Genomic DNA, 14,769 nt, shown 5'->3' on the forward strand with positions numbered 1-14,769 from the left:
GTCGCCGGCGCGTCGTAACGCTGCCCGCATTCAAGCATTCCGTGGATACCCGGTCCTGCTGCCATTGACGAAAGCGGCGGCGCCGGGTCATGGTCCGCCCGGCCATGCCCTTCAGATTTGTTCACACCGCAGACCTCCATCTCGATTCGCCCTTGCGCAGCCTGGCACTCCGGAATGCGGAGCTTGCCGGCCTCGTTCGAAGCGCGACGCGCGATGCGCTCGTCCGCATCGTCGATCTCTGCATTGCCGAAAGGGTCGATGCGCTTTTGATCGCCGGCGATCTCTATGACGGCAGCCAGACCTCCATGAACACGGCGCTCTTCCTGGCGGCCGAGCTTCGGCGGCTCGACGAGGCCGGCATCCGGACGTTCATCATTCGCGGCAATCACGATGCCCAGTCGCAGGTGACGCGCGAACTCACTTTGCCGTCTTCGGTGCATGTATTTGCCGGCCGGAGCAGGGCGGTACATGTCAAGACGCTTGCGAACGGCCGCACGGTGCACATCCACGGCGTGAGCTTTGCCGATCCGCACGCGCCGGAAAGCCTGCTGCCCCAGTTCCATCCGCCGGTCGCCGGCGGCATCAATATCGGCATGCTGCATACCAGTCTCTCCGGATCCACGGCCCACGACCCTTACGCGCCCTGTAGCGTCGCCGAGCTTCAGCGGCACGGTTTCGATTATTGGGCGCTCGGTCATGTCCATCAGCGGCAGGTGCACTGCGAAAAGCCCTGCATCGTCATGCCCGGCATGCCGCAGGGCCGAGACATCAACGAAGCGGGGACGAAGGGCGTCACGATCGTGACGGTCGACGATGAGGGGCTGGTTGCGCTGGATGACCGGCCGACCGGCACCGCCGCGTTCGAGCGACATGAGATCGACGTGAGCGGGATTGCGGACTGGCGCGACATGCTGGATGCGGTGGGCCGTGAATTGATCCACCTTCGAAAGAACATGGCGGCGGACAATCTGATCCTGCGCTTGACGCTGACCGGCGCGACGCCGCTTGCCTGGCGCCTCAGGCGCGACGCGGATCTCCTGGAAGCGGAGATCGTCAACATCGCGGCCGGGATCGGCGGATGCTGGATCGAGAAGACGGACCTGAGCTGCCACTCAATCGGCAATGCGGAGCAAAGTGCGGCCGACCCGGTCGGCGAACTGGCGGCACTCGTCGAAAACGACGTTCTGCCCTCCTTCGGCTTTCGCGGCGAGCTGAGCGGAGTTGCCAAGGAGCTCCTGCAGCAATTGCCGCCTGAACTCAGGCAGGTGCTGGCGAGCGACGAGGAGGCGCTGGAGCGGCTGGCGCTGGAGGCAGCACTTGCGGGGAGTGCGGATGTGCTGGCGCATCTTCACGGCCGTGCCGGTGCCGGAGGCATCGACTGATGCGGCTTCAGCGACTGGAGCTCGTCCGCTACGGAAAATTCACGGAGCGGCATCTCGATTTCGGCGAGGCGAGGCTGGGCGAGCCGGATTTTCACCTCATCTACGGCCCGAACGAAGCCGGCAAGTCGACCCTCTTTTCCGGCTTCCTCGACCTCGTCTTCGGCATCGAACGTTCGAGCCCCTACGGCTTCCTGCATCCCTATCAGACGATGCGGATCGGCGGCATCGTCGCGGCCGGTAACCGCCTGCATCACGCCTACCGCATCAAGCGCAACGCCAACAGCCTGATCGGCCCCGACGAGCAGCCGCTGCCCGATGGCCTGTTTTCCACAGCCCTCGGCTCGATCGACCGGGCAACCTACAGCACGATGTTCTCGCTCGACGACGACAGCATCGAAGAGGGCGGGGAAGCCATACTGAAGAGCGAGGGCGAGCTGGGGTCTCTCCTGTTTTCCGCGAGTTCCGGTTTGCCGGACAGCACCGCCGTGCTTGCCGGGCTTCGAGCCCAAGCGGATTCTTTCTTCCGCCCGCAGGCGCGCAAGCACCAGCTCGCCGAACTGAAGGCGGAGCTCGACGCGCTGAAGGCGGAGCGGAACGCGGTCGACGTGAATGCACGCGAATATGCAGCACTCCGCAAGGCCCTGGCGAGCATGCGCGCACGCCACGAGGCAGTGGCGAGACAGCGCAACGAGTTGCGTGCCGACCGGGACCGGATGCGGGCTCAGCGCGACGCCCTGCCGCTTCTCGCGCGGCTTCGCGGCGTGCGGCAGGAGCTTGCCGGGCGGGACCCGTTGCCGGTGCCGCCGGCCGAGTGGCAGGAGGAATTGCCGGTTCTTCGCCGCAGCGATGCGGAAATCGCCGCGCGGCTCCGACAATTGCACGAGGAACTCACCCGGCGGCGCGAAGAGCTTGCCGGGCTGCCTCGCGACGAGCAGGCGCTGGCGATCGCGGACCGGTTCGGGGCTCTGCGCGAAACCGCACTCGAAGCCCGCTATCTCACGGCTGACCGCGACATGCCGGCCCGTCTGGAGGAACTGGCGAAGACGGCCGCCGAGATCGATGCCTGTCTGATTCGCATCGGCGAGGCGGGCAATCCCGACCTGGCCTCGCTCCTGCTGCCGGCGGCGCGCGCCGTCCGTCTGCAGGATCTGGTGCGCCGGCACGCAAGCCTCTCGGAAAGGCTGGCAGCGGCGCGCGAGGAGATGGAAACCGCGGAAGGGAACCACGGCGACGCCGAGCGCGAAGTTGCCCGGCTGAAGGAGGGGACGGCCGATCCGGCGTTCCTCGCCGAACGCGTGCATCTCCTCCGGCAGAGCGACTGCCTGTTGCGCCAGCAGTCATCGGCACGAGAGATCGACCGGCTCGATGCCGCCATATGCGACCGACTCGATGAATTGCGGCCTTTCGCCGGCACGATCGACGATCTGGGCGCGCTTCCCGCTCCGGCACCGCCCGTCGTGGAAGCGTGGCGGGCCGAGGACCACGCCGAGGCGGAGCGGCGCTTGCGCCTCGGCGACAGGATCGCCGACGAAAGCGAGCGCCAGGCCGGAGACGAGGCGCGCCTTGCCGCCATTGCGGCCAATGGCGGCGTCGTGGACGACGCGACCGTTTGCGAACTGAGGCGCCGCCGCGATACCGCCTGGCAGCGGCATCGTGCCGGTCTGGACGAGCAGACGGCGATCGCATTCGAGGCGGCACTGCACGAGCATGATGCAACCACGGCGCTTCGGCTTGCCCAGGCGGAGCGCGTGGCCGAGATACGCAGCCTGACGCTGGCCGTGACCGAGCGGCGCGCCCGCCTGCAGTCGCTGGAGGTACAAAGGAAAGCCGCGGAGGAGCGGCGGCAGAGGCTGAACGCCGAGATCGGCGCCGCCGCACGCGCCTGTGGCTTGCCTTGCATAACGGGGCTGCCCCAGTTGGAGGCGTGGCTTGCCGCCCGCGCATCCGCGCTCGAATTGCGCATGGAACTTCGCACTGCGCTGAAGGAGCGCGACCGGGCGGTCGCCGAAGAGAAGGCGGCGGTCTGCAGTCTTCGGGCGGAGCTGGCGCGGCTCGGGATGAGCGATGCGCTGCCGGAGCGCCTCGACGCCTTGCTCGCGGTAGCGGAACTTGTCTCCTCCCGCGCCGAGGCCGCATCCACTGCTTGCCGGAATGCCGTGGCGCAGCTCCAACGCGCCTCGGAGGCGCTCGAAAAGCGGCGGACCGCTTTTGCGGCCGCGGAGGCTGCGATGGCATCCTGGTGCGGGGAATGGGACGAGGCGCTCGCCGGCACGTGGCTTTCCCGGCAGGTGGAGCGCCCGCTGCCGCAGGAAATCGGTCCCGTGCTCGCCGTGCTTCAGAACCTCGACAAGCTGATGCAGAAGAAAGCGGAGCTCGATCATCGCGTGGCGGGGATGCGCAGGGATCAGGCGGCCTTCACGGAAAACGTCGTCGGCGTGGCCGCCGCACTGGGCGAAGAACGGGCCGGCGATGTCCTCACGCTCTTTTCCGCGGTGCGCGACCGCGTTGCCGCCGCACTTCAGAAGGAGGAGCGCCGTCTGGCGCTTCAGGGCAATATCGAGCGCATGGAGGAGAGCCTCGACTCGCTGCGCGCCGAGGAGCGACTTCACGCCGCCAACAGGCAGAGGGTCCTCGACTTTTTCGGCTGCGGGACTCTCGACGAAGCGGCCGCCTGCCTGGAAGCCACCCGCGAAGAGCAGCGGCTGCGACAGCGATGCTCGGAAATGGAAAGCGATCTGGCCGCGCGGCTCGGCGTCGCGAGCGCCGCCGAGGCCGAAGCGCTGCTCGCCGAACTCGACGACCGGGAGCTCGGGCTGGAACTGGCGCGGCTGGAGGAGGCGATCGAGGCGGCCGACCGGGATGTCAGCGAGCTGCACTCCGATGTCAGGACCCGGGAGAGGGCGCTTGCCGCCGTCGAGGGCGGCGACCGGGTGGCGGAGCTCGAACAGCGGCGCCGCACGCTGCTTCTCGACATCGAGAGCAAGGCGATCGGCTATCTCCGCCTGCGCGCGGGCGTGATCGCCGCCGAACAGGCGCTCAGGCTGTTTCGCGAGCGCCACCGCAGCGCCATGATGCAACGCGCCTCGCGAACCTTCATGCATATCAGCGGCGGCGAATATTCCGGTCTCTCGACGCAAGCCGACAAGGGCCAGGAATTCCTCATAGCAAATACCGCCGCCGGCGGATCGAAGCTCGCCCGCGATCTTTCCAAGGGCACGCGCTTCCAGCTCTATCTCGCGCTCAGGATCGCCGGCTACCACGAAGTCGCGGCGACGCGGGAAACGCTGCCCTTCATCGCCGACGACATCATGGAAACCTTCGACGACGGCCGCGCCGGCCGCGCCTTCGAACTGATGGCGGAAATGGCCGATGTCGGACAGGTGATCTATCTGACCCACCACGAGCACCTTTGCGACATTGCGCGGAGCGCCTGCCCGGGCGTGACGATCCACCGGTTGTAGCCGCTTGCCGGAAAGAGGTAAGCTGCATGCGCCTTGCCCCTGCATCACCCGTCGGCTGGCCCGGCGAAGTCCCTCAAAGGAGGCTCCAATGGATATCTTCGAATGCGGATCGAGACCCTCGGCGCATGGCCCGGCCGAATATTTCACCGGCTCCGTTCGCGTGGACCCGGCCTTCGAGGCACCGTCACCCGCACGGGTACGCGGCGCGACGGTGACTTTCGAGCCCGGCGCGCGCACCGCCTGGCACACGCACCCGCTCGGCCAGACCCTGATCGTCACCGCAGGCCGCGGCCTCGCGCAGAGCTGGGGCGGGGAGCCGCGCGAGATCCGCGCCGGCGACGTCGTCTGGTTCCCGCCGGGAGAAAAGCATTGGCATGGCGCCGCGCCGGAAACGGGAATGACGCATATCGCAATTCAGGAGGCGCTCGACGGCAAGGCGGTGGACTGGCTCGAGCATGTGACGGATGAGCAGTATCGGGGCGGGTAGGGTGCGCGGCTCCAAATGACTGGAGCGTTCAGTGCTGCATTGATGACTGACGGCCCTGTCGGCTCCTCATGCCTGTGGTCGTTACAGCAATCCGGAAGCGCCGCGCCTTGGCGCGGAAGAGTTTTTCAGCCCAGGGAGTTGGGCTGGGGATTCTTGTGACAGGCACAGGAAGGACGGTCGGAGGCGGCTCGCAAGAGAAACCTGCGCAAAACACTGCCTGACATATGCAAGAAATGGTGGGCGATGAGAGACTCGAACTCCCGACATCCTCGGTGTAAACGAGGCGCTCTACCAACTGAGCTAATCGCCCTATCGCGTTGCCGGACGAGTGTCCGCCGCGTCGGTGGGCGTGATCTATGCGTAACCGGCGAAAACCGCAAGAGCGTTCGAGCGATTTTTTCGAATTTTTTATCGCGGACCGGGGCACCCGTCAGGAAGTCTGTGGACAAATTGGGCGGCGAAGGGAGGCGGCTGGCGAGGCAGGCGGCGCATTGTTGGTCGCTCCGCTGCGCCTGCATATAAAGGAAGGGCGAGCCCCCGAGGGGGTGAGGGGGTGCTCACCTTTGGTGCGCGGCTTTCACAGACGGCAAAATCCTTGCCTGAAGCCATGCTGTGGACCAAAAAACGTTCCGTCACCGATTTGTTTTCAATCGCGCTTGACACCCCAAAGCGAACCGCTTAGTTAGCCGCTCATCGAACGGCAAGGCCGCTTCGGGCAGGGGCGCGCGAGCGCGTCTGGAAGGTCAAGAGATGCGGGTGTAGCTCAGTCGGTTAGAGTGCCGGCCTGTCACGCCGGAGGTCGCGGGTTCGAGCCCCGTCACTCGCGCCACTCTTGAAAGAATGCGGCATTCTCAAAAAGTGCCGATGATGAGATAATGGCCAGCGATGGCCATAATGCGCGGGTGTAGCTCAGTCGGTTAGAGTGCCGGCCTGTCACGCCGGAGGTCGCGGGTTCGAGCCCCGTCACTCGCGCCATTCTCTTCTCACGTGGCCGTCTCCCCTTATCTGTGCTTCCTTTTTTTGCATTGCGGCAAAGTGTCTCGCCGCGGAATTCCTGGCGCCGGGAGGCCCGGCTTCCCGCGATTGCGCGCCTTGCCGCGCATCCTGCGGTGGGCGCATCCCCGCTATGCGCTGCGAACCGGTTTAAATGCCCCTTCGAGGCTTGCGCCCGGGCGCCGGCTGCGCTAACCACTCTGGCGTTGCAACATGCTTTTCGGCCTGCGGCATTCTTCGTTGAAGCGCTTTCATGGCGCCCTCCGCAGGCAGGGACGGATAAAATGACAGAACTTCTCGGTTCCTACGTACCGATCGCGATTTTCATTGGGATCGCGCTGGTGATCGGCCTCGCACTTCTGGTCGCTCCTTTCGCCGTCGCCTTCAAGGCGCCTGATTCGGAAAAACTGTCGGCTTACGAGTGCGGCTTCAATGCGTTCGACGATGCCCGCATGAAGTTCGACGTCCGCTTCTATCTCGTGTCGATCCTTTTCATCATCTTCGATCTCGAGGTCGCCTTCCTCTTCCCCTGGGCGGTTTCGTTCAAGGAGTTGGGCTGGTTCGGCTTCTGGTCGATGATGGTCTTCCTTCTGGTCCTGACGGTCGGCTTTGTCTATGAATGGAAGAAGGGAGCGCTGGAATGGAATTAGCATCCGGCACCACGCTCGTTGCGCCGCAGCCCAAGGGTATCCTCGATCCCGCGACCGGCAAGCCGACCGGCAGCAATGACGCGTTCTTCGGCGAGATCAACAACGAGCTCGCCGACAAGGGCTTTCTCGTCACCTCGACCGACGAGCTGATCAACTGGGCCCGCACCGGTTCGCTGATGTGGATGACTTTCGGTCTCGCCTGCTGCGCGGTCGAAATGATGCAGATGTCGATGCCGCGTTACGATGCCGAACGCTTCGGTTTTGCGCCGCGCGCCTCGCCGCGTCAGTCCGACGTCATGATCGTCGCCGGTACGCTGACCAACAAGATGGCGCCGGCCTTGCGCAAGGTCTATGACCAGATGCCCGAGCCGCGTTACGTGATCTCGATGGGATCCTGCGCCAATGGCGGCGGCTACTATCACTATTCCTATTCGGTTGTGCGCGGCTGCGACCGCGTCGTGCCCGTCGACATCTATGTGCCAGGCTGTCCTCCCACGGCAGAAGCGCTGCTTTACGGCGTGCTTCTGCTGCAGAAGAAGATCCGCCGGACCGGCACGATCGAGCGCTAAGGGCAGGGGAACTTAAGATGAGTGAAGCCCTGAACGAGCTTGCCTCCTATCTTCGCGAGGCGCGTGGCGCGCTGATCGCCGATGCGGAGGTCAAATACGGCGAACTGACGCTGACGGCGAAAGCCGAGAATCTCGTCGCGCTCCTGACTTTCCTGCGCGACGACGTCCAGTGTGGTTTCGTCAGCTTCATCGATGTCTGCGGGGTCGATTATCCGCAGCGCCCGGACCGCTTCGATGTCGTCTATCATCTTCTCTCGCCGCGCCAGAACCAGCGCGTCCGCGTGAAGGTTGCGACCGGCGAAAACGAACCTGTCCCCTCGGCAACGTCGGTCTATCCCGGCGCCGATTGGTTCGAGCGCGAAGCCTACGACATGTACGGCATCCTCTTCACCGGTCACCCGGATCTGAGGCGCATCCTGACGGACTACGGCTTCGAAGGCTATCCGCTGCGCAAGGACTTCCCGCTGACCGGTTTCGTCGAGGTGCGTTACGACAACGAGGCCAAGCGCGTCGTCTACGAACCCGTCGAGCTGAAGCAGGAATTCCGCAATTTCGACTTTCTTTCGCCATGGGAAGGCACGGAATACGTGCTGCCCGGTGACGAAAAGGCGAGACCACGCTGAATTAAGTCGGCCCGCGGCGATCCGCGAAGGACGCCATCCGGCCTGGAGCAATCGGTATGACCGAACATAACGTCCGCAACTTCAACATCAACTTCGGCCCGCAGCATCCGGCGGCGCACGGCGTTCTGCGTCTGGTGCTGGAGCTTGACGGCGAGATCGTCGAGCGCGTCGATCCGCATATCGGCCTCCTGCATCGCGGCACGGAAAAGCTGATCGAGGCCAAGACCTATCTGCAGGCGATACCCTATTTCGACCGGCTCGACTATGTCGCGCCGATGAACCAGGAGCACGCCTTCGCGCTTGCGGTCGAAAGATTGACCGGTACGCAGGTGCCGGTCCGCGGCCAGCTGATCCGCGTTCTCTATTCGGAAATCGGCCGGATCCTGTCGCATCTCCTCAACGTGACGACTCAAGCCATGGACGTCGGCGCGCTTACGCCGCCGCTCTGGGGCTTCGAGGAGCGCGAGAAGCTGATGGTCTTTTACGAGCGGGCCTGCGGCGCGCGCATGCACGCGGCCTATTTCCGTCCGGGCGGCGTGCATCAGGACCTGCCGCACCAGTTGGTCGAAGATATCGGCAACTGGATCGACCCGTTCCTGAAGACCGTCGACGATATCGACGAGCTTCTGACCGGCAACCGCATCTTCAAGCAGCGCAACGTCGATATCGGCGTCGTCAGCCTCGAGGACGCCTGGGCCTGGGGTTTCTCGGGCGTGATGGTGCGCGGCTCGGGGGCGGCCTGGGATCTGCGCCGTTCGCAGCCCTATGAATGCTATTCCGACCTGGAGTTCGACATTCCGATCGGCAAGAACGGCGACTGCTTCGACCGCTATCTCATCCGCATGATCGAGATGCGCCAGTCGGCGCGTATCATGCGCCAGTGCGTCGACCGTCTGCTCGGCGATGCCAAGATCGGTCCGGTCTCCTCGCTCGACGGCAAGATCGTGCCGCCGAAGCGCGGCGAGATGAAGCGGTCGATGGAGGCGCTGATCCATCACTTCAAGCTCTATACCGAGGGCTATCACGTGCCGGCCGGGGAGGTCTACGCCGCGGTCGAGGCGCCCAAGGGCGAGTTCGGCGTCTATCTGGTCTCCGACGGCACCAACAAGCCGTATCGCTGCAAGATCCGCGCTCCGGGTTACGCGCATCTTCAGGCGATGGACTTCCTCTGTCGCGGACACCAGCTTGCCGACGTTTCGGCCGTGCTGGGCTCCCTCGATATCGTTTTCGGCGAGGTGGATCGCTGATGCGTCTGGTGCCGCTCGTCGCCGTCGGACTTCTTGCGCTCGCCTCCGGGGCTTCGGCCCAGGAAGACGTCGGCAGCGAGTCATCCGCAGCGCTCAGGGGCGGCACCATGCCGGCACTCCTGTCGAGGGGTTACGAGATCAAGGCAGCCGTCAACAACGGCGCGCGCTACATCGTGTTTTTGCAGAAAGACCAGTCAGCCTATGCCTGCGAATTTGTCTCGCTGACGAAATCGCGGTGCGGTTCGATTAACTGATAAGGTGTCCACTAGAATGTCCGTTCGTCGACTAGCCGAAGACACAGTCCAGCCAGCGGCCTTCGCGTTCAGCAAGGAAAACGCTGCCTGGGCCGAGGCAACGATCAAGAAATATCCCGAGGGCCGCGAGCAGTCGGCGGTCATCCCCCTGCTGATGCGTGCTCAGGAGCAGGATGGCTGGGTGACGAGGGCGGCGATCGAGTCGGTCGCCGACATGCTCGGCATGGCCTATATCCGTGTTCTCGAAGTCGCCACCTTCTATACGCAATTCCAGCTGCAGCCGGTCGGAACGCGTGCCCATGTCCAGGTCTGCGGCACCACGCCCTGCATGCTGCGCGGCGCCGAAGACCTGATCAGGATCTGCAAGAAGAAGATCGCCAGCGAACCGTTCACCCTCAACGAGGGCGGCACCCTTTCCTGGGAAGAGGTCGAATGTCAGGGCGCCTGCGTCAACGCGCCGATGGTCATGATCTTCAAGGACACGTTCGAGGATCTGACGCCGGAGCGGCTCGAGGAGATCATCGACCGCTTCGAGGCCGGCAAGGGGGCGGAAGTCGTGCCGGGCCCGCAGATCGACCGCATCTATTCCGCGCCGATCGGCGGCCTGACGACGCTGCAGGGGCCCGAGCCGGTCGAAGAGACGAAGAAATCGGTCCGCAAGTCGAAGGACGAACAGGCGGTGAGCGTGCCTCCGTCGAATGCGGCAAAGCCTTCGACCGCGACGGACGTTACCAATCCGACCTTGAAGACGCCGGCCACCGCCAGGAAGGCGGCGGCGAAGAACGTCAAGATCGAAGGTGAAACGGTCGATAAGTCGAAGCCCGCGAAGAAGCCGCGGTGAAGAGGTGATACCCCATGCTTAGAGATGAAGATCGCATCTTTACCAACATCTACGGCCTCAAGGACAAGTCGCTGAGGGGCGCGATGGCGCGCGGCCATTGGGACGGCACGAAGCAGTTCCTCGAAAAGGGCCGCGACTGGATCATCAACGAGGTGAAGGCCTCCGGCCTGCGCGGCCGCGGCGGCGCCGGCTTCCCGACCGGTCTCAAATGGTCCTTCATGCCGAAGGAAAGCGACGGGCGCCCGCATTACCTCGTCGTCAATGCCGACGAGTCCGAGCCCGGTACCTGCAAGGACCGCGACATCATGCGCCACGATCCGCACACGCTGATCGAAGGCTGCGTGATTGCGAGCTTCGCCATGGGTGCGCATGCCGCCTATATCTACGTCCGCGGCGAGTTCATCCGCGAGCGCGAAGCGCTGCAGGCGGCGATCGACGAATGCTACGAATACGGCCTGCTCGGCCGGAACAACAAGCTCGGCTACGACATCGACATTTATGTGCATCACGGTGCCGGCGCCTATATCTGCGGCGAAGAGACGGCGCTGCTCGAAAGCCTCGAAGGCAAGAAGGGCCAGCCGCGCCTGAAGCCGCCTTTCCCGGCGAATATGGGCCTTTATGGCTGCCCGACGACGGTCAACAATGTCGAGTCGATCGCGGTGACGCCGACCATCCTGCGCCGCGGCGCCGGCTGGTATACGAGCTTCGGTCGCCCCAACAACCACGGCACCAAGCTCTATTCGGTTTCCGGTCACGTCAATCGCCCGTGCACGGTCGAGGACGCGATGTCGATCCCGTTCCACGAGCTGATCGAGAAGCACTGCGGCGGCATTCGCGGCGGCTGGGACAACCTGCTGGCGGTCATCCCCGGCGGCTCGTCGGTTCCCTGCGTGCCCGGCGCGCAGATGAAGGACGCGATCATGGATTATGACGGCCTGCGCGAGCTGGGCTCGGGCCTGGGCACGGCTGCCGTCATCGTCATGGACAAGTCGACCGACATCATCAAAGCGATCTGGCGGCTGTCGGCCTTCTACAAGCACGAGAGCTGCGGCCAGTGCACGCCCTGCCGCGAAGGCACGGGCTGGATGATGCGCGTCATGGAGCGCATGGTGCAGGGCCGCGCCCAGAAGCGCGAGATCGACATGCTCTTCGACGTGACGAAGCAGGTCGAGGGCCACACGATCTGCGCGCTCGGCGATGCGGCGGCATGGCCGATCCAGGGCCTTATCAAGCATTTCCGTCCGGAAATGGAGAAGCGGATCGACGAATACACGCGCAATGCGACCTCGCATGGCGCCGTGTTGGAGGCGGCGGAGTAAGAAACCATGGCTGGGGCACGCAAGGACGGACAGGAGAGGACAGCCGCGAGCGCGGCCGGTTCATTCGCATGGCCTCAGGGCGCCGACCCGGCCGATCCGTTCGGCATGGGCGAATGGATGAAGAACCTGTCGAACGCCGGCTTGCCGAGCGTCGGATTGCATCCGTTGATGGCGCATCCGGCGGCGGCCGTCGCGGCAGCGACGGCTCTTGGCTTCGGTCTGTCCAGTCACATCGCCGGCATGATGTTCGGCGCGATGCAGGGGGCGGCCAGCACGCTCAAGAAGAGCGTCGCCGCGCCCGATCAGGCGGAGATCTCCAAGCCTGCTCCGGTCGCAAGGCCGCAAAAGGCAGCGTTGCGGAAAGCTCCGGTCTCCGCGGGCGAGACGCGTAAACCGCGCAGACCCGTCAAGCGGGCTGCGGCACCGGCGGCAGGCCTCGCAAACGACGATCTGAAGCAAATCTCCGGCATAGGCCCCAAGCTCGAGCAGGTGCTGAACGGCAGGGGCATATTCCGCTTCGCCGACATCGCCGCCCTGAGCAAGGCCGACGTGGAGCGACTGGATAGCGAACTCGGCCTTGCCGGCCGCGTCGTCCGCGACGATTGGATCGGGCAGGCAAAGGCGCTCACGGGAGCGCGAGAGAAATAACGTGACGACCGTGCGGTGGTCACGGCAAGCGGCGAGACCGTGAAGGAATTGTCCGTTGCCTACTGCATGTTTCCTTTAATCGTAGCCGATTAAAGGAAACATGCAACAAACCAAAGTGCTGCAGCGGCCCTTGCGCGCCAGATCAAGACGCGCGGCGCTGTAGAAGAGCAGACGGACTGAAGACAGGATTGAGTACGAAGATGGCAAAGCTGAAAGTCGACGGAAAAGAGATCGAGGTCCCGGATCATTTCACGCTGCTTCAGGCATGCGAGGAGGCCGGCGCCGAGGTTCCGCGCTTCTGTTTCCATGAGCGGCTTTCGGTTGCCGGCAACTGCCGCATGTGTCTGATCGAGGTCAAGGGCGGCCCCCCCAAGCCGGCGGCCTCCTGCGCCATGGGCGTGCGCGACCTTCGTCCCGGTCCGAACGGCGAGGTGCCGGAAGTCTTTACGACCACGCCGATGGTCAAGAAGGCGCGCGAAGGCGTCATGGAGTTCCTGCTCATCAATCACCCGCTCGACTGCCCGATCTGCGACCAGGGCGGCGAGTGCGACCTGCAGGACCAGGCGATGGCCTTCGGCATCGACAGCTCGCGCTATCAGGAAAACAAGCGCGCGGTCGAGGACAAGTATATCGGTCCGCTCGTCAAGACGGTGATGAACCGCTGCATCCACTGCACGCGCTGCGTCCGGTTCACGACGGAAGTCGCCGGCATCGCCGAACTCGGCCTGATCGGCCGCGGCGAGGATGCCGAGATCACCACTTATCTCGAACAGGCGATGACCTCGGAACTGCAGGGCAACGTCGTCGACCTGTGCCCGGTCGGCGCGCTGACCTCCAAGCCCTTCTCCTTCACCGCGCGCCCGTGGGAGCTCGGCAAGACCGAATCGATCGATGTCATGGACGCGGTCGGCTCTGCCATCCGCGTCGATACGCGCGGCCGCGAAGTCATGCGGATCATGCCGCGCGTCAACGAGGAGATCAACGAAGAGTGGATCTCCGACAAGACGCGCTTCATCTGGGACGGGCTGAAGACGCAGCGCCTGGATCGCCCCTATGTCAAGAAGGATGGACGCCTGCAGCCGGCAAGCTGGGGCGAAGCCTTCCAGGCGATCAAGACCGCCGTTGCCGGCACGTCGGGCGACAGGATCGGCGCGATCGCCGGCGATCTCGCTTCGGTCGAGGAAATGTACGCTCTGAAGGAGCTCGTCTCCTCGCTCGGCTCGGCGAACCTCGACTGCCGGCAGGACGGCGCAGCGCTCGATCCGTCGTTCGGCCGTTCGAGCTACATCTTCAACCCGACGATCCAGGGCATCGAAAGCGCCGATGCACTGCTCATCATCGGCTCGAATCCGCGCTTCGAAGCGTCGGTCCTCAATGCCCGCATCCGCAAGCGCTACCGCATGGCCAACTTCCCCATCGGTGTGATCGGCGAGGCGGGTGAGCTGCGTTACGAATACGAATATCTGGGTGCGGGTACCGACACGCTCGCCGAACTCGTTTCCGGCAAGGGGACGTTCTTCGCAACGCTGGAAAAGGCCGCGCGTCCGCTGATCATCGTCGGCCAGGGCGCCTTGGCAGGGGAGGGCGGTGCGGCCGTTCTCGCCAATGCGGCGAAGCTCGCCGCTGCCGTTGGTGCGGTGAACGCCGAGTGGAACGGTTTTGCCGTGCTTCACAGCGCGGCCGCCCGCGTCGGCGGTCTCGATCTCGGCTTCGTGCCTGGTCAGGGCGGCAAGTCGGCGGGCGAAATGGTCGACGCCATGGATGTCCTTTTCCTGCTGGGGGCCGACGAAATCGATCTTTCGGCCAAGAAGGCCGGCTTCACCGTTTACATCGGCTCGCATGGCGACAACGGCGCGCATGCGGCGGATGTCATTCTTCCCGGCGCGACCTACACGGAAAAGTCCGGCACCTGGGTCAATACCGAAGGGCGCGTCCAGATGGGCAACCGCGCCGCTTTCGCACCGGGTGAAGCGCGCGAGGACTGGGCGATCATCCGCGCGCTTTCCGACGTGCTCGGCAGGAAGCTGCCTTTCGACTCGCTCGGCGAATTGCGTGCGAAGCTCTATGCGGCCTATCCGCATTTCGCCGCAGTCGACGAGATCGCCGCAGGCCGCAGCGACGAAATTGCCGCACTTGCACAAAAAGCCGGTGCGATGGCGAAATCCGTGTTTGCGTCTCCGGTCAAAGACTTCTATTTGACGAACCCGATAGCGCGCGCATCCGCCGTCATGGCCGAATGCTCGGCCCTGGCGCGCAACAATTTCAAAGCTGCCGCGGAATGAGCGCGAGGGAATA

12 protein-coding genes and 3 tRNA genes are annotated in these 14,769 nt (G+C 64.5%); 14 read left to right on the plus strand and 1 reads right to left on the minus strand.

Annotated features, from left to right (window positions below; genetic code table 11):
- Positions 1-89: 89 nt before the first annotated feature.
- The 3 genes from ACTJKL_RS26680 to ACTJKL_RS26690 all read left to right on the plus strand — a co-directional run bounded on the left by ACTJKL_RS26680 (position 90) and on the right by ACTJKL_RS26690 (position 5,330).
- A complete protein-coding gene (locus ACTJKL_RS26680) occupies positions 90-1,382 on the plus strand; it encodes a metallophosphoesterase family protein (protein WP_440854222.1) in 1,293 nt (430 codons plus the stop codon).
- On the plus strand, positions 1,382-4,843 hold the full coding sequence (locus ACTJKL_RS26685; protein WP_440854223.1) for an ATP-binding protein: 3,462 nt from the start codon (positions 1,382-1,384) through the stop codon (positions 4,841-4,843). Before ACTJKL_RS26680 ends, ACTJKL_RS26685 begins: the two co-directional genes overlap by 1 nt.
- Before the next feature lie 88 nt (positions 4,844-4,931).
- Complete coding sequence (locus ACTJKL_RS26690; RefSeq protein WP_100672192.1) at positions 4,932-5,330, plus strand: (R)-mandelonitrile lyase; 399 nt, start codon at positions 4,932-4,934, stop codon at positions 5,328-5,330.
- A gap of 234 nt (positions 5,331-5,564) precedes the next feature.
- Here ACTJKL_RS26690 and ACTJKL_RS26695 read toward each other — a convergent pair.
- Positions 5,565-5,640 (minus strand) — tRNA-Val (locus tag ACTJKL_RS26695).
- A 442-nt stretch (positions 5,641-6,082) separates the two neighbouring features.
- Here ACTJKL_RS26695 and ACTJKL_RS26700 point away from each other — a divergent pair.
- From ACTJKL_RS26700 to nuoG, 11 genes are all read left to right on the plus strand, one after another.
- Positions 6,083-6,159 (plus strand) — tRNA-Asp (locus ACTJKL_RS26700).
- A 69-nt stretch (positions 6,160-6,228) separates the two neighbouring features.
- A tRNA-Asp gene (locus tag ACTJKL_RS26705) sits at positions 6,229-6,305 on the plus strand.
- A gap of 302 nt (positions 6,306-6,607) precedes the next feature.
- Positions 6,608-6,973 (plus strand): NADH-quinone oxidoreductase subunit A, encoded by a 366-nt coding sequence (locus tag ACTJKL_RS26710; RefSeq protein ID WP_440854224.1) that lies wholly within the window; start codon positions 6,608-6,610, stop codon positions 6,971-6,973.
- Complete coding sequence (locus ACTJKL_RS26715) at positions 6,964-7,542, plus strand: NuoB/complex I 20 kDa subunit family protein (protein ID WP_440854225.1); 579 nt, start codon at positions 6,964-6,966, stop codon at positions 7,540-7,542. Before ACTJKL_RS26710 ends, ACTJKL_RS26715 begins: the two co-directional genes overlap by 10 nt.
- 17 nt (positions 7,543-7,559) lie before the next feature.
- Positions 7,560-8,165, plus strand: a complete 606-nt coding sequence (locus tag ACTJKL_RS26720) for an NADH-quinone oxidoreductase subunit C (RefSeq protein ID WP_018094843.1) — start codon at positions 7,560-7,562, stop codon at positions 8,163-8,165.
- A gap of 56 nt (positions 8,166-8,221) precedes the next feature.
- Entirely contained in the window at positions 8,222-9,412 is a 1,191-nt protein-coding gene (locus ACTJKL_RS26725) for an NADH-quinone oxidoreductase subunit D (RefSeq protein WP_018094844.1), read from the plus strand.
- Positions 9,412-9,666, plus strand: coding sequence for a hypothetical protein (locus ACTJKL_RS26730; protein ID WP_018094845.1), 255 nt, complete (start codon positions 9,412-9,414; stop codon positions 9,664-9,666). Before ACTJKL_RS26725 ends, ACTJKL_RS26730 begins: the two co-directional genes overlap by 1 nt.
- Positions 9,667-9,682: 16 nt before the next feature.
- Complete coding sequence (gene nuoE, locus ACTJKL_RS26735) at positions 9,683-10,507, plus strand: NADH-quinone oxidoreductase subunit NuoE (RefSeq protein ID WP_440854226.1); 825 nt, start codon at positions 9,683-9,685, stop codon at positions 10,505-10,507.
- Between the two features lie 14 nt (positions 10,508-10,521).
- The gene (gene nuoF / locus ACTJKL_RS26740) at positions 10,522-11,826 is read left to right on the plus strand and encodes an NADH-quinone oxidoreductase subunit NuoF (RefSeq protein ID WP_018094847.1); all 1,305 of its coding nucleotides are present in this window, start codon (positions 10,522-10,524) and stop codon (positions 11,824-11,826) included.
- A gap of 6 nt (positions 11,827-11,832) precedes the next feature.
- Complete coding sequence (locus tag ACTJKL_RS26745; RefSeq protein ID WP_440854227.1) at positions 11,833-12,474, plus strand: helix-hairpin-helix domain-containing protein; 642 nt, start codon at positions 11,833-11,835, stop codon at positions 12,472-12,474.
- Positions 12,475-12,674: 200 nt separating this feature from the next.
- Positions 12,675-14,756 carry an NADH-quinone oxidoreductase subunit NuoG gene (nuoG, locus tag ACTJKL_RS26750; RefSeq protein WP_440854228.1) on the plus strand — a complete coding sequence of 694 codons (2,082 nt, stop codon included), beginning with the start codon at positions 12,675-12,677 and terminating at the stop codon, positions 14,754-14,756.
- Positions 14,757-14,769: the final 13 nt, after the last annotated feature.

It is taken from the genome of Sinorhizobium sp. 22678, assembly GCF_052044265.1.
Taxonomy (GTDB): domain Bacteria; phylum Pseudomonadota; class Alphaproteobacteria; order Rhizobiales; family Rhizobiaceae; genus Sinorhizobium; species Sinorhizobium meliloti_A.

Bases quoted from the DNA above. Each gene is read 5' to 3' on its own strand.
- ACTJKL_RS26680 (WP_440854222.1), top strand. From the start codon at position 90: ATGGTCCGCCCGGCCATGCCCTTCAGATTTGTTCACACCGCAGACCTC.
- ACTJKL_RS26685 (WP_440854223.1), top strand. From the start codon at position 1,382: ATGCGGCTTCAGCGACTGGAGCTCGTCCGCTACGGAAAATTCACGGAG.
- ACTJKL_RS26690 (WP_100672192.1), top strand. From the start codon at position 4,932: ATGGATATCTTCGAATGCGGATCGAGACCCTCGGCGCATGGCCCGGCC.
- ACTJKL_RS26710 (WP_440854224.1), top strand. From the start codon at position 6,608: ATGACAGAACTTCTCGGTTCCTACGTACCGATCGCGATTTTCATTGGG.
- ACTJKL_RS26715 (WP_440854225.1), top strand. From the start codon at position 6,964: ATGGAATTAGCATCCGGCACCACGCTCGTTGCGCCGCAGCCCAAGGGT.
- ACTJKL_RS26720 (WP_018094843.1), top strand. From the start codon at position 7,560: ATGAGTGAAGCCCTGAACGAGCTTGCCTCCTATCTTCGCGAGGCGCGT.
- ACTJKL_RS26725 (WP_018094844.1), top strand. From the start codon at position 8,222: ATGACCGAACATAACGTCCGCAACTTCAACATCAACTTCGGCCCGCAG.
- ACTJKL_RS26730 (WP_018094845.1), top strand. From the start codon at position 9,412: ATGCGTCTGGTGCCGCTCGTCGCCGTCGGACTTCTTGCGCTCGCCTCC.
- nuoE (WP_440854226.1), top strand. From the start codon at position 9,683: ATGTCCGTTCGTCGACTAGCCGAAGACACAGTCCAGCCAGCGGCCTTC.
- nuoF (WP_018094847.1), top strand. From the start codon at position 10,522: ATGCTTAGAGATGAAGATCGCATCTTTACCAACATCTACGGCCTCAAG.
- ACTJKL_RS26745 (WP_440854227.1), top strand. From the start codon at position 11,833: ATGGCTGGGGCACGCAAGGACGGACAGGAGAGGACAGCCGCGAGCGCG.
- nuoG (WP_440854228.1), top strand. From the start codon at position 12,675: ATGGCAAAGCTGAAAGTCGACGGAAAAGAGATCGAGGTCCCGGATCAT.